Genomic DNA, 25,419 nt, shown 5'->3' with positions numbered 1-25,419 from the left:
CCCTTTCGTGTCGGAACTCCCGCGGACCGCGCAGGAGGCGGGCGGTCGGGCGGATCATGGGGCGACGATGTCGTAGCGGTAGTCGGCGGGCCGGGGCCGCTCCTCGCCGATCATCATGATCAGCAGCGGCACCTCGCCCCGGTCGGCAACCCCGAACTCCTCGGCGTACGAGACGCAGTCGAAGCCGAGCGCCACCCCGCAGCCGGTCCCGGCGGCGGAGGCGGCGGTGTAGACGGCCTGGGCGATGGCGCCCACGGCGGCGTTGACCAGCCGCAGCCCGCGGTCGCCCACGGCGTCCAGCACGGCGTACGTACGCGCCACCGGCACCAGCACGGCGGCAGCCTGCTCCAGGTTGTAGTTGGCGAGGAAGTAGTTCTCCTGGAGGAACGCCCCGAACTCCCCGGCCTTGAGCAGCACCAGGTCACCGGTGTCCCGGTCGTACTCGTACAGGCCCGGCGGCACGTCGCGGACATGGTTGACGAAGACGTGGAACCGGGTCAGCGGCGCCCCGCCCGGTGTCTCCACGTCGCTGTCCAGCGTGGCGGCTGTGACGGCGGCGGCGAGCGTCACCGACAGCTTGGCCGGGTCCAGCGGCGCCCCGGCGGTGAATCGGCCGAAGCTACTGCGCCGTTCGCGCAGCGCCCGCCGCACCGTGGTGCCGAGCGGCGCCGGACCGGGCAGCGGCACCCGCTCGCCGGGCCCCGCCGGAGCCGCGAGCGCCGGGTCCAGCCGGCCGGGGGCGGGCCGGTCGGCGGCGCCCTCCAGCGTGGCGGCGTGCACCCGGCCGAGGGTCGGGAAGGTCAGCGTCCGCCGTGAACGCTCGTCCGGCACCAGCCGGACCGCCGCTGACGGCGTGCGAGGCGCGGGAGTCTCCGGCGTGGGCGCGGCCCAGCGCAGCGGCACCACCGCGAACACCCCGTCCTCGGCGGGGTCCAGGCCCAGCAGCCGCCCGAGGCGCGGCTCGTCGAACCACAGCGCGGTGCCCAGCCGCAGCCCGTGCGCCCGCGCCCAGATCCGCCAGGTCTCCAGCAGGGCGCCGATGTCCATCGTCACGGCGTGGTAGGAGAAGCTGTTGTACTTGAAGGCGTTCTGCCAGAACGTCACGCCCAGCACCAGGAACTGGTCGGTGTCCGCTCCGTCCGCCAAGTCGCCCAGCGTGGCGCGCACTTCACCGGACACGTCGCCCGACAGCAGCCGGTTCATCCGGTGGTGCGGGGTGTCGTAGTAGTAGACGCCCGGGGTGAGGGGCCCGCTCGCGCCGCTGACCCAGTGGACGCCGATCGGGTACAGGCCACCGCCCGAGGCGGTGCCGCGCGACCAGTTGGCGTGGGTGTGGAACGGCAGGGACCCCAGGTCCGTGTTGGCCTGCACGGCCAGCCGGCGCCCGGTCAGCCCGTAGGAGTCCCGGAGCATCGCACCCAGCAGCGGCAGCGTGAACGCCCCGGTGCCCGGCTCGCCGAACAGGCCCCGGCCCAGCGTGGCGTCTTCCGCGCAGCCGCCGTCGGGCAGCGGGAAGGAGGGGACGCCGGGGAAGTACTTGCCCTTGCGGGGCCGGTCGGCCCAGTCCGGCACGAAGTCGGCCGGCTCCATGGGGGTCCTGCCCCGCCGCATCACCGCGGTCGCGTACTCATGGGCGTATCCCATGGTCACTCCCTAGTCAGCTCGTCTGTGGCGGGCGCCCGGCGGTTCGGGCCGGGCGCCCAGGGTTCGTCGTGGTGCGGACAGCCGCGGGGGCGGTCAGGGGAAGGGGTGGGGGGCCGGGTTGCAGTCGGCCGGCGTCAGATCGGCCTCCCGCAGCCCGGCCTCCCGCAGCGCGGTGCGGGTACGGGGCAGCCACGGGCCGCGCTGCCGGCTCCACCCGAAGTCGATCGGGATCAGGCCGGGTACCAGCACCTTGACCGTGCTCAGGCCCAACTCCCGCTGTTCGGGCGCGCTTTGGTCGACCACCACCACGTCGAAGCCGCGCGCGGTGACCGCCGCGACCACCGCCTCCACGTCGGCGCGCAGATCGGCCGGGCGGTGCCGGGTACGATCCGGGGCGAGCGAGGCGAGCGGGACGCGCTCCCCGTCGTCGCGGCCGCGCAGCAGGAAGTCGGTGTACCGGCCCATCTCGGGCAGCCCGTAGAGCAGCGGATGGTCGTGCAGCACCCGCACCTCGTCGAAGTCGGCGGCCATCCGGCGCAGCCGCCTCTCCTCGCGGGCGGTACGGCGGCGCAGGTTCACCGAGTCGGTGGCGATCTCGCACAGCCCGCCCGCGAGTGCGTCCTCCGGGTCGAGGGAGGCGCCCGCGCCGAAGCACAGCAGCCCCGGCCCGCCGTCGGACCGCTCGGCGACCGCGGTCACCACCGGCACCGGGAAGCTGATCCGGGTGTCGAAGAAGCGCGCCCGGTACCCGTACATCGCCAGCCGGTCCACCATCGCGCGGGTCGCGGGCCGGGTGCTGCTCGCCGGGTCGATCTCGGGCAGCCGGGCCCGGCCGAACCAGGCCAGCAGGAACGCGTCGCGCTCGATCGTCTCCATCAGCCCGTGCAGCACGGACTCGGCCGGACTCCCGCCGGAGGCACAGCCGTTGGAGCTCTCCTGCACGAACCGGCGCCGGATGCCGCCCGGCGCGTGGTAGTACGCGACCACCTCGGGGACGAGGACCGGCCGGGCGTCACGCAGCGACCAGCCCCACACCCACTGGACGGGCCGGGCCGGTGCGAACCGGGGCGCGCCGACCGCGGCCGCGTCGAAGGTGTCCGGGTAGAGCCCGGTGACCCGTGGATCGACCGCCGTTTCGCCCAGCTCCTCCAGCGTGGCCGTGACGACCGGGCGCCGGGCGCGGGCCCGCATCCCCGCGTACCGTTCCAGCCCCTCCAGCAGCCCGACGCGCACACTGGTGCCGTACGCCCCGGTGTGCCCGCCCCAGTAGCATTCCCGCAGGTAGGCGCCGGAACGGGTGGTGAAGGCGCCGACCGCCGACGAGGTGGACGCCGACGTCAGATCGGGCGCCACGGACGGGCCGAGCATCCCGGTCACCGGGTTGGCGAACGCCTCCAGCGACAGGTCGTACGCGGACAGCGGACGGGTACGGAAGCTGCCCGGTGTGTACTCCGGCGTCGCCTCCAGGCAGACGCGGGCGCCCTCGGCCGTGTCGTCCGGGCGGCTCGCGCAGGACGGGCACTCGCCGTCCGGGACCAGCGGGAACCGGGCGACCCGCAGCGTCTCCAGATCCAGCAGCCACACCCACGGATGCCGTACGGCACGCGGGTGCCCGTCCGCCGCCGAGACGAGCGCGGCCAGCGCGTCCACCACGAAGCCGGCACCCCACGGCGGGGTCCCGGTCGCACGGGTCGGCCCGCCCTCCTCCAGCGCGTCCCGCAGGAACCCGGCGCGCACCGACTGCCAGCGCCGGGCCAGACAGCGCGGACAGCCACGCCCGCCCACGGGGGCCACCGGGCCGACCACGGCGTGATGCCCGTACAGGCCCACGGGTATCGCGTCCGGCGTGAACTCCGTTGACTTGTAGGTGAGTTCGTCGCGGACACCGAGCGCCGTCACCACGACGGGCCGTCCGGGGACGCGGGCGGCGAGAGCGGCGGACAGCCGTGCGCAGACGGTGTCCCAGGGCGAGTCGACGGCGAGCGGCGCCGCCTCGGTCTCAGTGGGCACCGGACTCGCCACCGGCCAGCAGCACCCGCACCGCGTGGATGTCGCCCGCCGCCAGGTCCGGGGCCGTCACCGGCACCGCGAACGCGTCCCGCCCGGCCGCCGTCAGCGCGTCCAGCACCGCCCCCCAGTCGGTCCCGGCCGCCCGCAGCGGCACCGGCCCGCCCTCGGCGACCAGGGCGGCCGCCTCCAGGTCGGCCCACAGCGGGTCGCCGAGGTCCGGCCCGGCACCGGCCCGCCGCATCTGCTCGGCGCCGAGCAGGTCCCGCAGGGCCTCCAGCACCGCCTCGCGCGGACGCAGACCGCTGCCCGGCGCCCAGCGCACCGTCCCGCTCTCCGCGTCGGTGCAGCGGGCCACGGCCACGGGCAGCGCGCCGACGGCCGCCTCCGAGAGGTCCAGCACCTCCACCGCGACGCCCAGGTTCTCCGCCGAGCGCAGCAGGAACAGCAGTTCGGCGTCGTCGGCCAGGCAGCCGGGGTCCACCAGCCGTACCGGGGCGGTCCGGCGCACCGCCCGGCGCAGGGCGTCATGGGCGAGCGCGGAGCGCAGGGCGCGGGCCAGCGCCGCACGGGGGGTGCCCGCCGCGCCCGTCCCGGCCGGCGTCCGCTCGAACAGGCCCTGGTCGTTCCAGCCGCCCAGCGTGCGCACCGCGCCCGTCGGCACCAGCACGGTCCGTCCGTCCAGCAGCGAGGTCGCCTCCGACCACGCGGCGACCCGGTCCACGGCCACGTCCAGCCCGCTCGACACCGCGAGCCCGGCCGGCGCGACACGGCTCCACGTGCCCTCCGCCGTGTCCAGCACGCGGGGCGGCACCACGTGTTCGGCGTACACCTCGGCGCCCCGGAACAGGGCGGCGAGGCGTGCCCCGGCCACATGGTGCACATCGATCGCGGAGACCTCGCGCACCCGGCCGGGGGAGACCCCCAGGCGTACGGTGCTCACCTTCAGCGGGGTCTGCTCCCAGTCGTCGTCGGCGTACCCGCCGAACACCCCGGCCGCCTCGCGGACCAGGACGTCACGCCGCTCCAGGGCGGCCAGCGCCGCCTTGGCCGCCGTCTCGTCGGCCGGGCCGTCGGCGGGCGGTGCCACCGGCTCGTCGTCCGCGTGCGGCACCCGCAGCGCCGCCCCGTCCGGGACCTTGGGCTCACCGGGGGCACAGAACGAGCAGCGGGGGTGCGGCAGCAGGGGTTCGGCCAGTACGTCCAGCGAGTCGAGGTCCTGCACGACGACCTGGTTACGGGTCTCGGCGGGCAGCGCCTCCGTCACCAGCCGGAACACCTCGAACGACAGCAGGTTTCCGAGCATCCCGGCGAGCGGCCCGGTGGGCACCCGCGCGGGCGTGCCCAGGGGCGCGGCCGGACCCACGGCGGACCACAGGTCGGCGCTGTCGGCGGCGTCGGAACCCGCGCCCAGCCGCAGCGCGGCGCAGGACCAGCAGCCCGGCGTCCCGGCCGTCATCACCGGCCCCACCACGGCCCGCCGCCCGAACGTCCACGCACCGAGCAGGCGCCGCCCGGCCGGTACGCCCTCGGTGAGCAGCCGCAGGATCTGGCGCGGTGCCGTCGCCCCGGTCACCAGCACGGTGTCCCAGCCGTCGAGGTCCGCCCAGCCCAGGGTCCCCCCGGCCAGCCGGGCCAGCGTGGGCGCGCAGCCCGCCTCGGTGAGCCCGGCGACCTCCGCGTCGAGGTCGGCCGTGCCGTGCGGCTCATGGTCGAGGGCGCCCTCCGCCGCGTCCTCGACCGTGATGGCCACAGCGGCACATCCGTTGCGCAGCAGACCCAGTGCGGCCCAGCGCGCCATCGCGTCGTCACCGAGCACGGCGACCCGTGTGTCACGGAACCGGGCGAACCTGCCGTGGGCGTCGTCCGCGTAATGATCCAGATAGTCGAGCTGGTGGGCGAAATGCCCGGCCACCTGCGGCGACAGGGTGCTGTCGGCGGGTCTCGGCCCGGCATCCCGGGCGAAACCACGCGCGTAGAGTGCGCGCACGAGTTGGACCACCATGTCGCGCTGCTTGTCCCCCAGGCCGGCGCAGAGTTCCTCGACCCGCCGCTCGCCGTCGAGATGGGGCACGATCAGCGCGGCGAAGCGGTACGCGGACCGGGTGACGACGTTGAAGCCGCCGTGCGCGTTGTGGAACAGCACGCCGTTCGGGGTGCGGGTGAACAGGACGTCCCTGCGGATGCGCGGCCGTGACCGGGCGATCTCCTCGTGGGACGCGGGAGCGTGGGCCATGCTGCGAAACCTCCGGATGAAGAGGGGGGAGCGGTCAGTCGGCGGGGGGTGAGGGCTGCTCCGCCGGGTCGTGCGGTGCGGTGGCCGGGAGGCTGGTGCCGGCCGCCTGGACGAAGAGCCGCAGCAGGTCGTGGACCCGGTAGCGGCCCGACGGGTCCTCCTCCAGGAGCCCGGCGTCGACCAGTGCGCGCAGCACCAGTGCGCCCGGCGCCGGGGGAGAGGCCCGCTCCAGAGCGGACGGCGTCCCGGCGGGCGCGGACGGCGGCACACCGGAGGCGGGCAGCGCGGGGCGCCCGCCGTACGGCTCGCCCCGCAGTACGGCGAGCTGGAGCCCGCGCAGGCCCGCACCCGGCTCCACCCCCAGCTCGGAGGTGAGGTGGGCGTGGATACGCCGGTACTCCGCGAGCGCCTCGGCCCGGCGGCCCGAGCGGTACAGCGCCTCGATGAGCAGCGCCGACAGCCCCTCGTGACCGGGCTGTACGCGCACCGCCTCACGGGCCTCGGCGATCATCTCCCGGTGTCTGCCCAGGCGGAGTTCACCGTCGAAGACCCGCTCCACGGCGAGCAGGCGTTCCTCGGCCAGGCGCGGGACGTGGTCGCGGTGCAGCTCGTCTGAGTGGACGTTGCCGAGCAGTGGCCCCTTCCACAGCCCCAGCGCGGCCCGTGCCAGCCGCAGCGCGGCCTCCGGGTCGTCGCTGGCCGAGGCCCGGCCGAGCAGGTCGCGGAAGTGGAGGAGGTCGAGGGTGTCGGCGTCCGCCTGGAGCCGGTAGCCGCCGGGCACCGCCTCGATGGCGCGGTCGGCGACCCCGTACTTGGCGAACAGCCGGCGCAGTCTGAGGACACAGGTGTGCAGCGCGGATCTGCCGCCGGAGGGCGGCCGGTCGCCCCACACCACGCGCTGGAGCAACTCGCCCGAGACCACGGCACCGGGGTGCAGCAGCAGGGCGGCCAGCAGAGAGGTCGGTTTGGAGGGCTGGAGGACGACGGTCTCGTGGCCGTCGGTGATGGCCAGCAGGCCGAGGACCTGGAAGCGGGGGCGGTCCGGATGCGCCGCTGCGGCCTGCTGATCGGGAAGGGCGCCGTCGGGCGCGGGAAATCCGGTCTTCACCACAGCCTTTCGCATCGCACGGTAGGTGATGCACCAACGGCCTTGCACGACAGGTCACTTGTTCACACCAGGGGTGTGGCACGTGAACAAGTGATCTGTTGAGAGGGGAACTTAGAAGCGAACCGGTCGGTCCGTCCAGTGGTTGGCGCGAAACACCTGATGACGAGCGGGGGACGCGAAGGCTTTTCCGCCGAACGGTGTTGGCGAGCGCCCTGCCAGGGCATACCCTCCCGGTGAAGTGGCGCGGCGCCCTCCCATGACGTCCGCGCAGGGGAGGAACAACCATGCCGTGGTGGGCGCTGATCCCGGTCGTCTCGATGATTACCGGACCGGTCGTGCTGTATGTCCTGAGCCGCCGCAAGCGCGACTCGGCCGACTCCGACGAGGCACGGTACGAGGAGCTGTCCCACAAGTACGACGAGCTGCTGGCGGAGAACCGGCGGCTCGAACCCCCGGCCGCAGGGGACCAGCGCGGCTGATCCCCGCGAAGCCCGGTCCGCTCAGCCCTGATGCCCCACGTGCTCGGCGTGCTCGGCCGGCTGGTGCTCGCTCATGTACCAGCCGTCGACCCGCGGCCCGACCAGGTCCGTCGGCCAGCCCGCGGTCTGCACGGCCGCGTCGTACACGGCGTCGCCGAACCTGACGATCGCCCCGTGCGGGTCCGGCAGCCGGCGCAGGTTCAGCCACGGCAGCAGCGCGAGGCCCAGGTCGGGGTGCCAGTCGGCGCCCTCGACACCCCAGGACCGGCCGGTGAGACCGTCCGGCTGCGGCCAGATGTAGGCGTACATCCCGATGTCCAGCGGGCTGCCGCCGTCGCCGTGGGTGTTGTCGAAGGAGAATCCCACCGACACGTACTCGTGCAACTGGGCGTTGCGCATGAACGGCGGTCCCTCGGGGCCGGGGTCCGTCCGCTTCGGGCGCCACCGGGTCGCCGACAGGTCGAACCCGCCCCACATCACGCCCACGCGCGGCCGGTGCCCGAGGAAGGGTGCCTGCCACGCCTCCAGGCCGTCCGAGGCCAGGTCGAACGCCTCCCACATCAGGCGTGCCGAGTGCGCGTTCCACACCCGCTCCACCCGGTCGTCCTCGAAGTTCGGCGGGGCGGCGGGGATCTCGCAGATCTGCGCGCTGCGCGGATGCGGGATGCCCAGCTTGGACGCGGCCTCGCAGAACGCGGTGAAGAAGTCCGCGACCGACGTCCGCGACAGCGACAGGGTCCGCGAGGCGCGGTCGGTCTCGATCACCACGTCACCGTCGAGCAGCCGGTAGTGCACCGTGAAGGTGACCCCGTTCCGCCGGAACGTCGGGGTACGCAGCCCGCGGGGGGACACCTCCAGGACGATGTTGCCCCAGCCGACCTCGAAGGGCTCGTCCAGCGAGTACTTGCCCGCGACCTGGACCACCCGGTTCACATACTCGATCATGGGCGCGAGTTCCGCGTGGTCCAGTACCGGCCACGCCTCGGGACGTTCGCTCACGGGGGCCTCCCGGCGGATCGATCCACGTGTCTCGGACGGCCGTAGAGCGCCTCATTTCCGGGCACACCACTCGTACGACCGCACACCGGACGATTCTCCCACGGGCCCCGGAACCCCGCCTCCTTCCCGCCCGCGCCGGATCGCACCGGGCGTGACACGATGACGGGACAGCGGCACCCCCACCGGTGCCGGGAGCCGCTGGGGCGCGAGCGGGCGCCGGGCGGGGCAGGCGCGCGGCCGCGGGCCCGCAACACCGTCCGGCCGGGCCCGCGCGAACCGCCGCCTCGGGCCAACGGGCCGCCCCAGCCAGCGAGTTCCGAAGGAGCCCAGCATGGCGTCGTCAGAAACGACCGGCGCGGCCGGGATGCAGTTCGGCATCTTCACCGTCGGGGACGTCACCCCCGACCCCACCACGGGCCGTACCCCCACCGAGGCGGAGCGCATCCGGGCCACCGTCGCCATCGCGCGCAAGGCCGAGGAGGTCGGGCTCGACGTCTTCGCCACCGGCGAGCACCACAACCCGCCCTTCGTGCCGTCCTCGCCGACCACGCTGCTCGCCTACATCGCCGCGCAGACCGAGCGGATCATCCTCTCCACCTCCACCACGCTGATCACCACCAACGACCCGGTGAAGATCGCCGAGGACTTCAGCGTGCTCCAGCACCTCTCCGGCGGCCGCACCGACGTCATGCTGGGCCGGGGCAACACCGGGCCCGTCTATCCGTGGTTCGGCCAGGACATCCGCCAGGCCATCCCGCTCACCGTGGAGAACTACGACCTGCTGCGCCGGCTCTGGCGCGAGGAGACGGTCGACTGGGAAGGCAAGTTCCGCAGCGCGCTCCAGGGCTTCACCCTCGCGCCGCGCCCGCTGGACGACGTACCGCCGTTCGTCTGGCACGCCTCCATCCGCACCCCCGAGATCGCCGAACTGGCCGCCTACTTCGGGGACGGCTTCTTCGCCAACCACATCTTCTGGCCCGCCTCCCACACCAAGGAACTGGTCGGCCTCTACCGGCGCCGGTTCGCCCACTACGGCCACGGCACCCCGGAGCAGGCCGTGGTCGGGCTCGGCGGACAGGTGTTCATGCGGCGCGACAGCCAGGACGCGGTGAACGAGTTCCGGCCCTACTTCGACAACGCCCCGGTGTACGGACACGGGCCCTCGCTGGAGGAGTTCACCCGGCAGACCCCGCTGACCGTCGGCTCACCGGCCGAGGTCGTGGAGAAGACCCTGAGCTTCCGCGAGTACGTCGGGGACTACCAGCGGCAACTGTTCCTCGTCGACCACGCCGGGCTCCCGCTCAAGACCGTCCTCGAACAGCTCGACCTGCTCGGCGAGGAGGTCGTACCCGTGCTGCGCCGGGAGTTCGCCAAGGGCAGGCCCGCCGAAACCCCGGCCGCCCCCACCCACGCCTCACTGCTGCGCGCACGCGAGAGCCGAGGGCCGGGCGGCGACGAAGGGAACGTCGAAGGGACCGGCGAAGGGGACGACGAAGGGAACACGGAGACGCGATGAAGATCACCATCATCACGGGCGGACTGCGCGAGCCCTCCTCCACCCGGCTCCTCGCGGACCGGCTGGCGGCGGCCGTCACCCGCGAACTCCAGGCGCAGGGCGAACCGGTGGAGGTCTCCTTCGTCGAACTGCGCCCGCTGGCCCACCCGATCATGGACGCGATGCTCACCGGGTTCACCGGCGAGGCGCTGGACACGGCGTTCGAGACGGTGGCCGGGGCGGACGGCGTCATCGCCGTCACCCCGGCCTTCAACGCGTCCTTCAGCGGCCTGTTCAAGTCGTTCTTCGACGTGCTCCCCGAGGAGACCCTCTCCGACATGCCCGTCCTCATCGGAGCCACCGGCGGCACCGAACGGCACTCCCTCGTCCTCGAACACGCGCTGCGGCCGATGTTCTCCTACCTGCACGCCATCGTCTCCCCGCGCCCCGTCTACGCCGCCACCGGCGACTTCGGCACCCAGAACGGCGCGGCCCTCGGCGCCCGCATCAACGCGGCGGCCGCCGACTTCACCCGCCTCCTGCGCGCCTGCGGCCCCCGCACCCGCGAGGCCCAGGCGGACGCGGACCTGGCGACGATGCGCGGGCTGCTGGGCGAGAGCTAGTGCCGTGACCGGCAAGGTTCACCGGGGTTCCTACCGACTCGCCACCACCCGTGCGCGCACTGAACAACAGCAGGTCAGCTAAACCGGCCCTGAGCACTTGATCTCTGTCGCCAACGAGCTCCAGGTCGGTCGACCCAACGTCTTCCATTGGAAGTGTTCATGCCTCGCCGGTCACCAGGCGAGATCAGAGCCCAGCTCCCGCGACGCCGAACGCACCATCGGCGGGCACCCGTGATCCGCGGACTGTCCGCCTCGGCGAACAGACAGATCACCTTCTTCGAACGGGGTCACGGCCTCCCCGCGGGCGAGGTCGCACACGCGTTCCGTCGCTGGAATGCGGATGTCCGACGGCCACGCGAGGACGCCGATCGGTTCTGCGAACGCGATGACACGGACCTCCGCAACGGCGACTACCACGTCCGCACCCTCCTGGAGATCACACTCCATGCCCTGCGGTCCAAGGCACGACGCGAGCTGAGCGCAGTCATCGGTCCCGCAGACGAACGCAACCTTGACCGCACGCTGAACAATCCCTTCGCGCCACAAGAGTTCCCCTGGTGGATGCGTCGAATCGGTGTCTGAGCCCCCAGCCGTTGCTGGTTTTGACCGACATCTCCAGGCGCCTCAGGCCGGAGGCGCTGCCAGCACTGGCCAACATTCGTTCTTCGTTTTCACCTCTGCAGCCAGTCAGGGTGAGCTCCGAGTTGGGATGGCTTGGTCGGTGGTTGAGCAGACTGTCATGTCCGCGGCTCTGCGACGATTGCTAAGTGAGTAAGCAAGAGTGGGGCGCATTGACCAAGTCTGAAGAAGCCTTCATGGTCAATTCTTATGAGATCGACATCCTGCCTGGTGTCTGGGGCGATCTCGACGAAGCCGACCAGTCCCGACCGGTCAACGAGCTGGCGGGAATCTTGCTCGCTCTCATCGATCGTGGGTGGATCGAGGTCCGCCGACTCGCGCGGTGGACATCACCCTCTGGGGAGAACGGCTTCCAGCCCGGCGAGCTGGTGCCTCGTGATCAGCTTCCGGCGATTCTCGACGATGCGGCCAATTGGGAGTATCCCGAAGACGGGAACTGGATTGGCACGTTGTCCCTGACCGAGACCGAAGCGGGAAAGAAGATCACTCGTCTTTCTCCCGAGGAGATGGCGGGGTGGGCCGTCATGGCGGGAAGCCTCAGGCCGCTGCCAACGGTCGGCCGCCCCAGCGGAGGCCCCTCTCGCTGCGGATGCGAGCTCGTTCGCGGCGTTGGGCGGCCAGGAGGGCCTCTCGCCGCCAAGCACAACCCGGTGAACCATCCCGGTCAGAGCACTAGGTCGTCTCTTTCGGATCTTGGTTCGGAGGGGCCCATTCGCCGCCTGTCCGCACATATATTGGCGAGGTGGACGAAGCCGAAGCGAGCGGGCAGGTGTGGAGGGACGAGGTTCGCGTGCGTCCGACGGCTGAGCAGGATCGGAACGCGCTGGCACGGCTGGTCGAGGTGGACGCGGACCCCTTCGAAGTCGAGTTGTACGAGCGCGTGGCGGATCCCCAAGTGCTTTCGATCGATCGCGCTCAGAGGTCGCGGGCCGGGCAGTACGCCAGGCATGTGCGACGGCTTCGAGAGCGTGAACAGCGCCAAGGCAGTTGAGCAGTAGCGTCCCGGTACTGACGATGACCTCGACTGGGTCGTCGCAATCGACTCCACTATCGTCCGTGCCCGCCAGCACGCGGCCGGGGCCCGTCAAAAGGGGGGCCACGTCGGCGAGCCTGACCACCATGCCCTCGGACGCTCGCGCGGCGGCCTGACAACCAGATCCACCTCGCCGCCGACAGCCGCTGCAGGCCCTTGGCCTTCGTTCTCACCCCGGGCCAGTCCGGTGACGCGCCCGCGTTTGAGCACGTCATGGCAGGCATCCGGGTGCCCAGACCGCTCGGCAGGCCGCGAACGACACCGGACGTGGTCCTGGCCGACAAGGCGTACTCGTCCCGCGCGATCCGCACCCATCTGCGTCGCCGCGGGATCCGGGCGGTGATCCCGCAGCCAGCCGACCAGGCCGCGCAAGCGACTCGGCAACAGCGGCGGACGACCTCCGGCCTGCGACCGTGCCGCCTACAAGCAGCGAAACACCGTCGAGCGCTGCATCAACAAGATCAAGCAATGGCGCGGCCTGGCTACCCGCTACGACAAGACCGTCACCATCTATCTCGCCGCACTCCACGTCGCAGCCATCTTCATCTGGTCAGCAGGGTGATCCAGAGGAAACGGCCTAGCCCGCCGCCCGCGCAAAGCAACAAATCACGACACAGGCAAAAGCCTGGACAAGTCTGAAGCAACAAATCTTGACGTGTTCGATCGCGCTTCGTACGTTCCCGAGCGGTCGTGAGGAGTCGTCGACTCCGCCTCCCCACCGCACGGCCGGCCGAAGGAGCAGACGATGCGCGCATTCAGATCCGACGTCTTATCAGGTCTCCGCGGGCGCCTCGGGGCCGTCCTGTCCGTGCTCGCGCTGCTGCTCGGCGCCCTCGCCGGGCTGAGCGCGCCCGCCCAGGCCGCCGGGTCGGCGCCCTGTGACATCTACGCCGCCGCCGGCACCCCCTGCGTCGCCGCGCACAGCACGATCCGGGCGCTGTTCTCCGGCTACAACGGCCCGCTGTACCGGGTCACCCGCGCCTCGGACGGCGCCGCCACCGACATCGGTCTCCTGGCCACCGGCGGCTACGCGGACGCGGGCCGCCAGGACACCTTCTGCGGCGGCACCACCTGTCGCATGACGAAGATCTACGACCAGACCAGCCGCCACAACGACCTCAACCCCGGCCCGGCCGGCACCGCGGGCATGGGCGCCGACCGCGCCGCCGACGCGAGCGAACTGGCCGTCACCGCGGGCGGCCACAAGGTCTACGGCATCTGGATCTCACCCGGCGTCGGCTACCGCTCCACCGGCCAGGCCTCCGGCGTCGCGGTGAACGGGCAGCCCGAGGGCGTCTACATGGTGGCCAGCGGCACCCACGTCGGCTCCGCCTGCTGCTTCGACTACGGCAACGCCGAACGCACCCCCGCCGACACCGGCAACGGCCACATGGACGCCGTCTCCATCGCCACCACCTGCTACTTCGCCCCCTGCACCGGCAGCGGGCCCTGGGTCGAGGCCGACCTGGAGAACGGCATGTTCCAGGGCGACAACGGCTCCAACCTCGCCAACCGGGGCAACAACAGCACCTACGTCACCGCCGTGCTGAAGAACGACGGCCAGACCCGGTACGCCCTCAAGGGCGGCAACTCCCAGACCGGCTCCCTGAGCACCTGGTGGGACGGCGCGCTGCCCTCGCGCGGCGGCTACCGGCCCATGCAGCAGGAGGGCGGCATCATCCTCGGCACGGGCGGCGACAACAGCAACTGGAACATGGGCACCTTCTTCGAGGGCGCCATGGTCTCCGGCTATCCCTCCGACGCCGCCGAGAACGCGGTGCAGGCCAACGTCGTCGCGGCGGGCTACTCCGGCCAGACCAACGTGCCCAACGGCCCCCAGGGCACCATCGCGGGCCCCGGCGGCAAGTGCGTGGACGTCGCCGCCGACGACACCGGGGTCAACGGCGCCGGCGTGCAGCTCTGGGACTGCCAGACCTACGCCGAGGACCAGCACTGGACCCACAACCCCGACACCTCCCTCGGCACCATCTCCCGCTGCCTGGACATCAACGGCAACGGCACGGCCAACGGCACCGAGGTCGAGCTGTGGGACTGCAACGGGGCCGGCGGGCAGAAGTGGGTCCAGCAGGCCGACGGCTCGCTGCGCAACCCCCAGTCCGGCCGCTGCCTGGACGCGCCCAACGGCACCACGAGCAACGGCACCCGGCTGCGGATCTGGGACTGCAACGGCTCGGCCGCCCAGAAGTTCGCCGTCAACGGCGGAGCACCGGTCGCCGCGCCCGGCGGCAAGTGCGTGGACGTCGCCGCCGACGACTCCGGCGTCAACGGCACCGCCGTACAGCTCTGGGACTGCCAGACCTGGTCCGTCGACCAGCACTGGTTCCACCGAGCCGACACCTCGCTCTCCACCCTCGGCCGCTGCCTGGACATCAACGGCAACGGCACGGCCAACGGCACCCAGGTCGAGCTGTGGGACTGCAACGGGGCCGGCGGGCAGAAGTGGGAGCAGCAGGCCGACGGCTCGCTGCGCAACCCCCAGTCCGGCCGCTGCCTCGACGCGCCCAACGGCACCACGAGCAACGGCACCCGGCTCCAGATCTGGGACTGCAACGGCGCCGCAGCGCAGAAGTTCAAGCTGAACTGAGGCCGCGGCACTGGGCCGAACAGGGGATCTCCGGATGCGGGGGCGGGGCGAACACGCGGGCGGACGGCACTTCTTCGTCCTCCCGGCCCCGCCCCCGCACACTGGGCGCAGCCGTCGCACCCGTACCGGAAGGAAACCCCCGCCCCATGCACATCGATCTGACCGGACGCACCGCCCTGGTCACCGGCTCGACGCAGGGCATCGGCGCAGCCATCGCCGTCGGCCTCGCCCGCGCCGGTGCCCGCGTGGCCGTCAACGGCCGCGACGCCGAACGCGTCTCCGCGAGCATCGCCGAGTTCGCCGAGCAGGTCCCCGACGCCGAGTTCGTCGCGGCCGCCGCGGACGTCTCCACCGAAGAGGGCGCCCAGCAGTTGCTGCGCGACCTGCCCCAGGTGGACATCCTCGTCAACAACCTCGGCATCTTCGGCACCGCCGACCCGCTGGAACTCACCGACGACGAGTGGCGGCGCTACTTCGAGGTCAACGTCCTCTCCGCCGTCCGCCTGACCCGGCTCTACCTCCCCGGCATGACCGGGCGAGGCTGGGGGCGCGTGCTGTACATCGCCAGCGACTCGGCCATCGTCATCCCGGCCGAGATGATCCAGTACGGCATGTCGAAGACCGCCCTGCTCGCGGTGAGCCGGGGCTTCGCCAAGAAGGCCGCCGGCACCGGGGTGACCGTCAACTCCGTCATCGCGGGCCCCACCCACACCGCGGGCGTCGAGGACTTCGTCTACCAGCTCGTGGACAAGAACCTGCCCTGGGACGAGGCCCAGCGGGTCTTCATGCGCGAACACCGCCCCCAGTCCCTGATCCAGCGCCTGATCGAGCCCGAGGAGATCGCCAACATGGTGGTCTACCTCAGCTCCGGCCAGGCGTCGGCCACCACCGGGGGAGCGCTCCGCGTGGACGGCGGATACGTCGACGCCATCCTGCCCTGACCGACGCGCCGAGGGCACGGCCGGGGAGCGTCACGCGTGCCGTACGTGCAGATGCCCGTCGCGGGGGAACTCGGGCGGCGCGGCAGGCAGCACCCCGGCCGGCTCGTAGCCGCACTTGACCGCCACCCGGCAGGACGCCGTGTTGTCCATCTGGTGCAGCAGCTCCAGCCGGGACAGCCCCCGGCCGAAGGCCCACTCGGTCAGCGCCGTCAGCGCGCGCGGGGCCACGCCCCGGCCCCGCGCCCGCGCGGCCGTCCAGTAGCCGACCTCGGCCCGGCCGTCACCCGAGCGCGCGTTCTTGAGCACGATGTGTCCCAGCAACTCCCCGTCCGCGAAGGGAGCTTCGGCCGTCCTGACGGCGAACGCGAAGCGGTCGCCCGTCTCCCACCCCCGCGCCTGCACGGCGAGCCACCGCACGGCAGCCGGCTCGTCGTCCACGGCCGCACCCGTCCAGCGGCGCAGCGCCGCGTCGCCCCGCTGCACCAGCACCAGTTCGGCGGCGTCCTCCGGCCGCCAGGGCCGCAGCAGCAGGGCCTGTCCGCCGTCGGCCGCCGCCCGCACCACGATGTCGCTCACGCTTCCCCCTCCGGCACACCAGTCCCATCCTCATCATGCTTGCACAACAGCCCTGTTGGGCAGAGAGACCCGGACGCAGGCTCCCCGGCAGAGGAGAACGCCCTCGTGCGCGACACCGAACGACAGCCGACGTCCGTCGACACCGGCAGGCACCAGTCCTCTCCCACGCCACCGCCGACGTCGACCCGGACCGGTCACGCCGTCGTGGACGTCCACCGGCGCGCCGGCACGCCCGTCCGGCTCCGCTCCCGTGACGAGTTCGCGGGGTTCTTCGCCGGGCTGGACCTCCTCGACCCCGGAACCGCCTTCGTGACCGACTGACGCCCGGACACCACCGGCGGGAAACAGGGCGAGCGGCTCCCGCTGCAGGCGGCCGTCGGCCGCAAGTAGGCGCCCCTGGGCGGGGTCCATTCGCCCGCAGGGCCTGTGACAAGCCAAAATGGCCCCGAGCTTTCGAAATGACACCGATGCGGAGGAGCGGACCCATGGCGCACGAGCGAGCCGGCCGTCCGGCCGGGCCCGAGGACCTTGTCGATGTGGCCCGCCTGGTCACGGCGTACTACGCGCTGCACCCCGACCTGGCCGACCCAGCGCAGCGGGTCGCCTTCGGCACCTCGGGGCACCGGGGTTCGTCCCTGGCGGCCGCGTTCAACGAGGACCACATCGCCGCCACCAGCCAGGCGATCTGCGAGTACCGCGCCGACCAGGGCATCGACGGCCCGCTGTTCCTGGGCGCCGACACCCACGCCCTGTCCGAGCCGGCGAAGGTCACCGCGCTGGAGGTGTTCGCGGCCAACGGGGTCACCGTCCTCATCGACAGCGAGGACGGCTACACCCCCACCCCGGCCGTCTCGCACGCGATCCTCGCCCACAACCGCGGCCGCACGACCGGCCTCGCGGACGGCGTCGTCGTGACCCCCTCGCACAACCCGCCCGCCGACGGCGGCTTCAAGTACAACCCGCCGAGCGGCGGCCCGGCCGCCTCCGACGCCACCTCGTGGATCCAGGACCGCGCCAACCAGATCATCGCGGGCGGTCTGAAGGAAGTACGCCGCTTCCCCTACGCCCGCGCGCTCGCCGCCGACACCACCGGCCGCTACGACTTCCTCGGCACCTACGTCCGCGACCTGCCGAGCGTGCTGAACCTGGACGCGATCCGGGACGCCGGCCTGCGCATCGGCGCCGACCCGCTCGGCGGCGCCTCCGTCGGATACTGGGGCCGGATCGCCGACGAGCACGGCATCGACCTGACCGTGGTCAACCCGCACTCCGACCCCACCTGGCGCTTCATGACGCTGGACTGGGACGGCAAGATCCGGATGGACTGCTCCTCCCCGCACGCGATGGCCTCGCTCATCGAGCAGCGCGACCGGTTCGCCATCTCCACCGGCAACGACGCCGACGCCGACCGGCACGGCATCGTCACCCCGGACGCCGGGCTGATGAACCCCAACCACTACCTCGCCGTCGCCATCGACTACCTCTACCGGCACCGCGAGCAGTGGCCCGACGCGACGGGCATCGGCAAGACCCTGGTCTCCTCCACGATGATCGACCGCGTCGCCGCCGACCTGGGCCGCCCTCTGGTCGAGGTACCGGTCGGCTTCAAGTGGTTCGTGGACGGTCTGCTCAGCGGGGACCTCGGCTTCGGCGGCGAGGAGTCGGCCGGCGCCTCCTTCCTGCGCCGCGACGGCTCGGTGTGGACCACCGACAAGGACGGCATCCTGCTGGCCCTGCTCGCCTCCGAGATCACCGCCGTCACCGGCCGCACCCCCTCCGAGCACTACGCCGGTCTCACCGCCCGCTTCGGCGAGCCCGCCTACGCCCGTATCGACGCTCCGGCGACCCGCGAGCAGAAGGCGCTGCTCGGCAAGCTGTCCCCGGCCCAGGTCACCGCCGACACCCTGGCCGGTGAGGAGGTCACCGCCGTCCTCACCGAGGCGCCCGGCAACGGCGCCGCCATCGGCGGCATCAAGGTCACCACCGCCAACGCCTGGTTCGCGGCCCGCCCCTCGGGCACCGAGGACGTGTACAAGGTGTACGCCGAGTCGTTCCTCGGCCCGGACCACCTGGCCCGTGTGCAGGAGGAGGCCCAGGGCGTCGTCCTCGGCGCGCTCGGCGACTGAGCCCTGGGCTCGGGGGCGTGGCCGGTCAGCCCCGACCGCGCTCCCGGTCAGCCCCGGCCATGCCCCCGGTCCAGCCGGTCCAGCACCGCTTCCGCCATCGCCGCCTCGCCCCGCGCGTTGGGGTGGGCGGGGGCCGCGGGGGAGGCCGGCTTCAGCGGCTCGATCCAGCGCTCGGCGGGCGCCTTGCACATGTCGTGGCCGACCGTGGGTCCGTAGGTGTCGACGTACTCCACCCGGTTCCAGGCCGCGACCAGGCGCAGCATCAGGTTGAGCCGCTTGCCGGTGTCGCGCAGATAGGGGAAGTCACCGCGCGCGAACGGCACCGAGGGGAAGCAGCCGGTGCCGTCGTCGGGGAGCAGGTCCGGGTAGCCGACCAGCAGCACGCGCGCGTGCGGCGCCCGTGCCCGCACGGCACGCAGCACGCGGTCGATCTTGGGTGCCGTCCGGGCGACGGCGGCCGTCAACTCGTCGTATCCGGCGGCCCGGTAGGAGCGCTCGCAGGGGTTGCCCGCCGGGTCGGTGGCGCCGAGCCGGGCGCAGGTGGCGATGATCGAGCCGAAGCCGACGTCGTTGCCGCCGATCTGCACGGTGACCAGGTCGGTGCCACGGTTCAGCGCGTCGAGCTGAGGTCCGTTGGTGCCCTGGGCCCGCCACATCTCGGCCGTCGTCGCCCCGGAACAGCTCACGTCCTCGAACGTGCCCACCCGGCGCCGGTCGGCCACCAGCGAGGGGTAGTTGCGGTCCGAGCGCGCGCAGGCGGCGTCGACCTGGTCCGGTATCAGCGGGCCCGAGGTGTAGGAGTCGCCGAGCGCCGCGTACTCCGTACCGTGGTGGCCGCCCGGCTGTGCGGCCGCCGGGACCACCGAGCCGGCGACCAGGGCGCATCCGCCGAGTACGGCCCCGAGGCCGGCCCGCCGACGCCGTCCGCCCGTCTCTTCGCCACGCACCATGAGAACGTCCCCCTCCGACTCGGACCGGCGCCCCGGGCGCCCTCGACCGGCCTTGTATACCGCCGGGCGGGTCCCCGGGACCAGAAGCCGGACCATGTCAACTTCCGCACCGCAGGTCGCAGTTGTCCCGGAACCGGTGTGGAAGACTCCAGAGGTTCCGTCACCGTACGCAGGAGGGGCACCGCTCGATGGCCGTCATCCACCAGACCACCCTGACCCCGACCAAGCTCGAACTCCTCACCCCCTGGCTCCCGACCCGCCCCTGGTACCGGAGCGGCTCCGGCGGGCCCGAGCTGGAGCGGACCGGCGGCTTCCGGCTGGACGACCCCGAGGGTGCGGTCGGCATCGAGTTCATGGTGGTCACCGACGGCTCCACCCCCGAGCCCACCGCCTACCTGGTCCCGCTCACCTACCGAGGCGCACCCCTCGACGGTGCCGAGGACGCCCTGATCGGCACCACGGAACACGGCGTCCTGGGCAAGCGCTGGGTGTACGACGGCTGCCACGACCCGGTGCTGACCACGGAGCTGCTCGCCCTGATCGGCGGCACCGCGCAGGCCATGGCGCAGCGCGTCAGCGACATCCCCGACCACGAGGTCACCCGCTCCTACACCGGCGAACCCCTCCCCACGGCGGCCCACACCCCGGCCCCCGTCGACGACGCGGACGGAACCGGCGTGCCCGCGCCCCACGGCACCGTGCTGCGTGTCCACCGCGTCCTGCGTCCCGTCCCCGGCACCGAGCCGCCCGCCTGCCCCGAGGGCGCGGTCGGCCATGTGGCGACCGGCTGGCCCGGCCCGGACGGCACCCGGCTGCGCGCGGTCTTCATGGAGCTGCGCACCGCCTGACCCGCCCCGGCACCGGCGCCCCGCACCCGGCGGCACCGGTGCCCCGGGCGACCGTCTGGCATGCCCTGGTCAAATCTGTCACTCTTTCGGCAGCCACGCCCGCAGGGGCGCGGTGCAGCACCGCACAGCGATCGCGCACCCCCGCCCCTCGGCCGCCCCGGCACGCACCCCGTCCGGCACGCGGCCACCGAGCAGGCCGGACACCGGCCGCCGCCAAAGGAGTAGCGTGTGAGACCCACCCCCCACCGGGCGCTCGGCACCGGCGTGCTCGCCGCAGCCGCCCTGATCGCCGTCTGCCTCCCCGGCACCCCCGCCACCGCGCAGCCCTCGGCAGCCGCCGCGTGCACCCCCACGCAGTCGGTCGTCAACGGCGGCTTCGAAAGCGGCACTTCGCCCTGGACCCAGTCCCCGTCCGGCCTGATCACCAGCCGCACCGGGCAGAGCGCCCACGGCGGCACCTCGTTCGCCTGGCTGGACGGCACCGGCCGCACCCGCACCGACACCCTCACCCAGAGCGTCACCGTCCCGGGCGACTGCGTGACCGCCACCCTGAGCTTCCATCTGCACGTCGACACCGCCGAGACCACGTCGTCCACGGCCTACGACAAGCTCACGGCCAAGGTCGGCTCCACCACGCTGGCCACCTACTCCAACCTGGACCGCGCCTCCGGCTACGTCCGCAAGACGATCGACGTGTCGTCGTACGCGGGCCAGACCGTGAACCTCGCCTTCACCGGCACCGAGGACTCCAGCCTCCAGACCAGCTTCGTCCTGGACGACATCGCGCTCGACACCTCGGGCGGCACCACCCCGCCCCCGGCCGACTCGGTGCGCACCCCGGCCGCGCCCGCCTACACCGTCAGCCTGAGCAGCGACAGCACGGGCACGGTGTGGAACGGCCACCAGAGCGCCACCTTCACCAACGCCTCGGCCACCGCGCTCAGCGAGGTCTACCTCCGGCTGTGGGACAACTACCACGGCACGTGCTCGGCGCCGCCCATCAAGGTCAGCAACGTCACCGGCGGCACGGCGGGCGACCTCTCCGTGGCCTGCACCGCCCTGAAGATCACGCTTCCGGCCCCGCTCGCCCAGGGACAGAGCGCCACCATCGGCTTCGACCTCGGCATCACCGTGCCCGAGGGCGCCGACCGGTTCGGACACGACGGCGCCTTCAGCTTCATCGGCAACGCGCTGCCCGTCCTCGCGGTCCGCGACGGCGCCGGCTGGCACCTCGACCCGTACACCAACAACGGCGAGTCCTTCTACTCCCTGGCCGCCGACTTCAAGGTCACCCTCGACCACCCCAGCACCCTGCTGGTCCCCGCCACCGGCACCTCCACCGACACCCCCGGCAGCAGCGGTCGTACGGTGACCACCGCCACCGCTTCCAAGGTGCGGGACTTCGCCTGGGCCGCCGGGCCCTTCAGCAAGATCTCCGGCACCTCGCCCGGCGGCGTCCCGGTCAACGTCTACTCCGTCTCCGCGATCAGCTCCACCAACGCCCAGTCGATGCTCACCACCGCCAAGAGCGCCGTCGACGCCCACGCGGGCCGCTTCGGGGCCTACCCCTACGGGGAACTGGACGCGGTCATCGACAACAACTTCTGGTTCGGCGGCATGGAGTACCCCGGCTTCGTCCTCGACCTGGTCAGCACCACCGCGCTCACCCACGAGATCGCCCACCAGTGGTGGTACGGCATCGTCGGCGACGACGAGTACAACACCCCCTGGCTGGACGAGTCCTTCACCGACTACGCCACCGACCTCGCCCAGGGCAAGACCGGCTCGGGCTGCTGGAGCAGCGTCTCCTGGGCGTCCAGCGCCGAGAAGATCACCAACTCGATGGCCTACTGGGACGCCCACTCCTCCCGCTACTCCACCGTCGTCTACGGCTACGGCAAGTGCGCCCTGCACGACCTGCGCCGCGTCCTCGGTGACACCGCGATGGCCAAGCTGCTGAAGGACTACGCCACCGCCCACTGGTACGGCGTCTCCACCACCGCCGAGTTCAAGGCCGCCGCCCAGGCCGCGACCAGCACCGACCTCACCTCCTTCTGGACCCAGCACCGCATCGACGGCTGACCCGCGTCCGAGTCGCCCGGCCGGGGGCACCTCCCGGCCGGGCCACGCCCCGAGGGCACCCACATGGCCCAAGGACCGGCCGCGCATGGCTTCGTTGGGCCCAGTCCGGCGTGCGGGACGGCCCGATGGCGGGTCAGATGGAAGTCGTGCGAAGCGACATACTCCTCCCCAGCGGCCGCAGCTCACGCCTGTGTCTCACCGGCGTCCTGACCGGCCTTCTCCTCTTCCTGTCGCCCCCCGCCGCCGTGCCCGACTCCGGCGGGCCGACCGCCCAGCGCGGCAGCGCCTACATGGGCGTGGGCGTACGCGCCCACGACGGAGGCGCGCCCCTGGCCGCCGCCCGGTCCGCCGCCCGGGTGACCCAGACCGAGGGCGTGGACGTCTCCAGCCACCAGCGCGACGTCTCCTGGTCCACCCTGTGGGGTGCGGGCACCAAGTGGGCCTACACCAAGGCGACCGAGGGGACGTACTACAAGAACCCCTACTTCACCCAGCAGTACGACGGCCCCTACGCCGCGGGCATGATCCGGGGCTCGTACCATTTCGCCACGCCCGACACCACCAGCGGCAAGACCCAGGCCGACTACTTCGTCGACCACGGCGGCGGCTGGTCCAAGGACGGCAAGACGCTGCCCGGTGTCCTCGACATCGAGTGGAACCCCTACGGGGCGTCCTGCTACGGCAAGTCCAAGAGCGGCATGGTGAGCTGGATCAAGGACTTCCTGAACCGCTACAAGGCCCGCACCGGCCGGTCCGCCGTCATCTACACGGCCACCAACTGGTGGAAGGACTGCACCGGGAACTACTCCGGCTTCGCCTCCTCCCACCCGCTGTGGATCGCCCGCTACGCCTCCACCCCCGGCACCCTGCCGGCCGGCTGGTCCACGCACACCATGTGGCAGTACACCTCCTCCGGCAAGACCGTGGGCGACCACGACAAGTTCAACGGCTCCCTCAGCAGGCTGCGCAGCCTCGCCAACGGCTGACGCACCGGCAGCCCACCGTGCGCGGGACCCGGCCCCCGGCCGTCCCGCGCACCGTCATGAGGCGCCGACCTGCCGGGCGAGCGCAGGCCCGGCCGTCGGGAGGGGCGCTGCGGGGGCCTTGGCCGGTTGGGGCGGTCGAGTACCCGCACTTGGGCGTATTCGCGCCCCGTCGGGCAGGCTGAGGACATGACGACGCCATCACCGAACACCCCGGCACCGGCAGCACGGCCGCGGCACGGGCGGCTGTGGGCGGGGCTCGCCGCGCTCGGCGTGACCGTCGCGTGCGCGGGGGCCGCGCTCTCCTGGCCGGGGGAGGACGGCGGCGAGCCGCGTGTGAATGACACCCGCGCGGGCGTCTCCTACTCCGTGCCCGAGGGCTGGCGGCACGACGCGGCGGCGGACCGGGAGCTGATCGGCGCCTTCTCCTCCCGGATCAGCCGTACCTCCGACGCCGCTGCGGCCGAGGACGCCACCGTGCTCACCGGCGCCGCCGGGCGGCCCGTGCCGAGCGCGGAGCTGCGCCGTACGGCCGAGGGCGCCGCCCGCTCCAACGCCGCGTTCTTCTTCCCCGACGCGGCGCCCACCCTCACCGAGTCCCGCCGCACCGAACTGGGCGGCCGCCCCGCGCACACCGTCGCCCTGGACGTCCCGCACGACGGCGGCACCGCGCGCCTGGAGCTGACCGTGGTGGCCGCCCCCGGCGACCACGCCGCCTTCCTCCTCGCGCTCGCCTCGGACGCCGGCGACGCGGACGTCCTCGCCGACGTGCACGCCGTAGAGGCCAGCGTGGCGCTCGGCTGAGCCGGGCCCTACACCTTCGGCGGAGGCGCCCGCAGCGCCCCCAGCACCGCCCACACCACCGACACGAACGGCACCGCCACCACGGCGCCGATCACCCCGGCCACGATGCTCCCCGCGATCACGGACACCGCGACGACCAGCGGATGCAGCCGCACCGCCCAGCTCATCACCAGCGGATGCAGCACATGCCCCTCCAACTGGCCGATGACCACGATGAGCACCAGCACCGCGACGGCCGTCAGCGGACCGCGCCCGGCCAGCGCCACGACCGTCGCCACCCCGAGCGCCACCGGCGAACCCACCAGCGGCACGAACGCGGCGAAGAACTCCAGCAGGGTCAGCGGCAGCGCCAGCGGCACCCGCAGGATGAACAGCACGATGCCGACCAGGATCGCGTTGGTCGCGGCGATGATGATGATGCCCCGCGTGTACCCGGCGAAGGTCCGCCAGGCGGCGTGACCCGCGCGGTGCCACACGGGACGGGCGCCGCGCGGCAGCAGCCTGAGGCTCACCCAGCCCCACAGCCGCTCGCCGGAGTGGATGAAGAAGACCGAGGCGAACAGCGCCAGCGCCCCGCCCGTGATCACCTCCACCACCCGGCCCAGACCGGACACGGCACTGCTGAACAGACTGGCCCGGTGCCGGGAGAGATAGTCCGTCACCTCCTGCTGGAGGGCGGCGAGCCGGTCCGCGCTCAGCCGGAAAGGCGGCTGCCGCAGCCACTCCTCGATCCGGTGCACCCCGCCCCGGAACTCCCCGCTCAGCCGCGTCGACTCGCCCGCCACCGCGTTGCCCACGAGCGCAAGCAGCCCCAGGACGAGCACGATGCTGCCGATGATGGCGAGGGCGACGCTCAGCGGCCGGGGCATGAACCGGTTCAGCAGGTCGGCGAGCGGCCGCAGCACCGAAGTCACGACCAGCGCCAGGAACAGCGAGACGGCGATGAGCTGGAAACGGCCCAGCACGCTGAAGATGCCCCAGACGACGATGCCGACCAGGATGAGCCGCCACGCGTAGGCCGCGGCGATCCGCAGCCAGCCCACGGTCCGTTCGGCCACCGAGGTCCGCGGGATGGACCGGGTCACCGAGGGCAGCCGCACGGTGTACGCCGGACGGCTGCCCGGCACCGCGCCCCGCGCGGCCGGAGTGGACCGCCCGTGCCCCGTCCGCCGCCCGTCACCAGCCGCCACGCGCCCGCCTCGCCTCCGCACCCGCCGAGCTGACCGTCGATCACCTCCGAC

General features: G+C 72.7%; 22 protein-coding genes and 1 pseudogene. 14 read left to right on the top strand and 9 right to left on the bottom strand.

Annotated elements, in window-relative coordinates; genetic code table 11:
* Window positions 1-54: 54 nt before the first annotated feature.
* The 4 genes from HEK131_RS16025 to HEK131_RS16010 all read right to left on the bottom strand — a co-directional run bounded on the left by HEK131_RS16025 (window position 55) and on the right by HEK131_RS16010 (window position 7,010).
* On the bottom strand, window positions 55-1,644 hold the full coding sequence (locus HEK131_RS16025) for a nitroreductase family protein (RefSeq protein WP_244335821.1): 1,590 nt from the start codon (window positions 1,642-1,644) through the stop codon (window positions 55-57).
* 93 nt (window positions 1,645-1,737) lie between these two features.
* Window positions 1,738-3,654, bottom strand: coding sequence for a TOMM precursor leader peptide-binding protein (locus tag HEK131_RS16020; protein WP_432215638.1), 1,917 nt, complete (start codon window positions 3,652-3,654; stop codon window positions 1,738-1,740).
* A complete protein-coding gene (locus tag HEK131_RS16015) occupies window positions 3,644-5,887 on the bottom strand; it encodes a TOMM precursor leader peptide-binding protein (protein WP_244335820.1) in 2,244 nt (747 codons plus the stop codon). The genes HEK131_RS16020 and HEK131_RS16015 overlap by 11 nt, the downstream gene beginning before the upstream one ends.
* A gap of 34 nt (window positions 5,888-5,921) precedes the next feature.
* Window positions 5,922-7,010 (bottom strand): AfsR/SARP family transcriptional regulator, encoded by a 1,089-nt coding sequence (locus HEK131_RS16010; RefSeq protein WP_244335819.1) that lies wholly within the window; start codon window positions 7,008-7,010, stop codon window positions 5,922-5,924.
* A 269-nt stretch (window positions 7,011-7,279) separates the two neighbouring features.
* Here HEK131_RS16010 and HEK131_RS16005 point away from each other — a divergent pair, with 269 nt between their 5' ends.
* The gene (locus HEK131_RS16005; RefSeq protein ID WP_217462307.1) at window positions 7,280-7,474 is read left to right on the top strand and encodes a hypothetical protein; all 195 of its coding nucleotides are present in this window, start codon (window positions 7,280-7,282) and stop codon (window positions 7,472-7,474) included.
* A gap of 21 nt (window positions 7,475-7,495) precedes the next feature.
* On the opposite strand, the gene HEK131_RS16000 is transcribed toward HEK131_RS16005, so the two are convergent.
* A complete protein-coding gene (locus tag HEK131_RS16000; protein WP_244335818.1) occupies window positions 7,496-8,473 on the bottom strand; it encodes a DUF5996 family protein in 978 nt (325 codons plus the stop codon).
* Window positions 8,474-8,837: 364 nt separating this feature from the next.
* Here HEK131_RS16000 and HEK131_RS15995 point away from each other — a divergent pair, with 364 nt between their 5' ends.
* The 3 genes from HEK131_RS15995 to HEK131_RS15985 all read left to right on the top strand — a co-directional run bounded on the left by HEK131_RS15995 (window position 8,838) and on the right by HEK131_RS15985 (window position 11,173).
* The gene (locus tag HEK131_RS15995) at window positions 8,838-9,989 is read left to right on the top strand and encodes an LLM class flavin-dependent oxidoreductase (RefSeq protein WP_244452035.1); all 1,152 of its coding nucleotides are present in this window, start codon (window positions 8,838-8,840) and stop codon (window positions 9,987-9,989) included.
* The gene (locus HEK131_RS15990; RefSeq protein ID WP_244335817.1) at window positions 9,986-10,591 is read left to right on the top strand and encodes a CE1759 family FMN reductase; all 606 of its coding nucleotides are present in this window, start codon (window positions 9,986-9,988) and stop codon (window positions 10,589-10,591) included. Before HEK131_RS15995 ends, HEK131_RS15990 begins: the two co-directional genes overlap by 4 nt.
* 231 nt (window positions 10,592-10,822) lie before the next feature.
* Entirely contained in the window at window positions 10,823-11,173 is a 351-nt protein-coding gene (locus tag HEK131_RS15985) for a hypothetical protein (protein ID WP_244335816.1), read from the top strand.
* A 594-nt stretch (window positions 11,174-11,767) separates the two neighbouring features.
* Here the strand turns inward: HEK131_RS15985 and HEK131_RS15980 are convergent.
* Window positions 11,768-11,866: pseudogene (locus HEK131_RS15980) on the bottom strand (integrase); the annotation flags it as partial.
* Window positions 11,867-11,972: 106 nt separating this feature from the next.
* Between HEK131_RS15980 and HEK131_RS15975 the strand changes: the two are divergent.
* The 4 genes from HEK131_RS15975 to HEK131_RS15960 all read left to right on the top strand — a co-directional run bounded on the left by HEK131_RS15975 (window position 11,973) and on the right by HEK131_RS15960 (window position 15,809).
* A complete protein-coding gene (locus tag HEK131_RS15975; RefSeq protein ID WP_244335815.1) occupies window positions 11,973-12,221 on the top strand; it encodes a hypothetical protein in 249 nt (82 codons plus the stop codon).
* A 198-nt stretch (window positions 12,222-12,419) separates the two neighbouring features.
* On the top strand, window positions 12,420-12,902 hold the full coding sequence (locus HEK131_RS15970) for a transposase (protein ID WP_432215637.1): 483 nt from the start codon (window positions 12,420-12,422) through the stop codon (window positions 12,900-12,902).
* Window positions 12,903-13,008: 106 nt separating this feature from the next.
* Window positions 13,009-14,868 carry an arabinofuranosidase catalytic domain-containing protein gene (locus HEK131_RS15965; RefSeq protein ID WP_244335814.1) on the top strand — a complete coding sequence of 620 codons (1,860 nt, stop codon included), beginning with the start codon at window positions 13,009-13,011 and terminating at the stop codon, window positions 14,866-14,868.
* Window positions 14,869-15,014: 146 nt separating this feature from the next.
* A complete protein-coding gene (locus HEK131_RS15960; protein ID WP_217462311.1) occupies window positions 15,015-15,809 on the top strand; it encodes an SDR family NAD(P)-dependent oxidoreductase in 795 nt (264 codons plus the stop codon).
* A 30-nt stretch (window positions 15,810-15,839) separates the two neighbouring features.
* Here the strand turns inward: HEK131_RS15960 and HEK131_RS15955 are convergent, their stop codons facing one another.
* On the bottom strand, window positions 15,840-16,385 hold the full coding sequence (locus HEK131_RS15955; protein ID WP_244335813.1) for a GNAT family N-acetyltransferase: 546 nt from the start codon (window positions 16,383-16,385) through the stop codon (window positions 15,840-15,842).
* Window positions 16,386-16,490: 105 nt separating this feature from the next.
* Between HEK131_RS15955 and HEK131_RS15950 the strand changes: the two genes are divergently transcribed.
* Window positions 16,491-16,706, top strand: coding sequence for an SAM-dependent methyltransferase (locus HEK131_RS15950; protein ID WP_244335812.1), 216 nt, complete (start codon window positions 16,491-16,493; stop codon window positions 16,704-16,706).
* Window positions 16,707-16,870: 164 nt separating this feature from the next.
* A complete protein-coding gene (gene pgm / locus HEK131_RS15945) occupies window positions 16,871-18,511 on the top strand; it encodes a phosphoglucomutase (alpha-D-glucose-1,6-bisphosphate-dependent) (protein ID WP_217462313.1) in 1,641 nt (546 codons plus the stop codon).
* 47 nt (window positions 18,512-18,558) lie between these two features.
* Here pgm and HEK131_RS15940 read toward each other — a convergent pair whose 3' ends face one another.
* A complete protein-coding gene (locus HEK131_RS15940) occupies window positions 18,559-19,461 on the bottom strand; it encodes an SGNH/GDSL hydrolase family protein (RefSeq protein ID WP_244335811.1) in 903 nt (300 codons plus the stop codon).
* 188 nt (window positions 19,462-19,649) lie between these two features.
* Between HEK131_RS15940 and HEK131_RS15935 the strand changes: the two genes are divergently transcribed.
* From HEK131_RS15935 to HEK131_RS15920, 4 genes are all read left to right on the top strand, one after another.
* On the top strand, window positions 19,650-20,309 hold the full coding sequence (locus HEK131_RS15935; protein ID WP_244335810.1) for a maltokinase N-terminal cap-like domain-containing protein: 660 nt from the start codon (window positions 19,650-19,652) through the stop codon (window positions 20,307-20,309).
* 228 nt (window positions 20,310-20,537) lie between these two features.
* Entirely contained in the window at window positions 20,538-22,391 is a 1,854-nt protein-coding gene (locus tag HEK131_RS15930; protein WP_244335809.1) for a M1 family aminopeptidase, read from the top strand.
* A 137-nt stretch (window positions 22,392-22,528) separates the two neighbouring features.
* Complete coding sequence (locus HEK131_RS15925; RefSeq protein WP_244335808.1) at window positions 22,529-23,377, top strand: lysozyme; 849 nt, start codon at window positions 22,529-22,531, stop codon at window positions 23,375-23,377.
* A 186-nt stretch (window positions 23,378-23,563) separates the two neighbouring features.
* On the top strand, window positions 23,564-24,178 hold the full coding sequence (locus HEK131_RS15920) for a hypothetical protein (RefSeq protein WP_244335807.1): 615 nt from the start codon (window positions 23,564-23,566) through the stop codon (window positions 24,176-24,178).
* A gap of 8 nt (window positions 24,179-24,186) precedes the next feature.
* Here HEK131_RS15920 and HEK131_RS15915 read toward each other — a convergent pair whose 3' ends face one another.
* Window positions 24,187-25,368 carry an AI-2E family transporter gene (locus tag HEK131_RS15915; RefSeq protein WP_217462319.1) on the bottom strand — a complete coding sequence of 394 codons (1,182 nt, stop codon included), beginning with the start codon at window positions 25,366-25,368 and terminating at the stop codon, window positions 24,187-24,189.
* Window positions 25,369-25,419: the final 51 nt, after the last annotated feature.

It is taken from the genome of Streptomyces seoulensis (assembly GCF_022846655.1).
Classification (GTDB): domain Bacteria; phylum Actinomycetota; class Actinomycetes; order Streptomycetales; family Streptomycetaceae; genus Streptomyces.
This window is presented reverse-complemented; position numbering and strand designations above follow the sequence as displayed.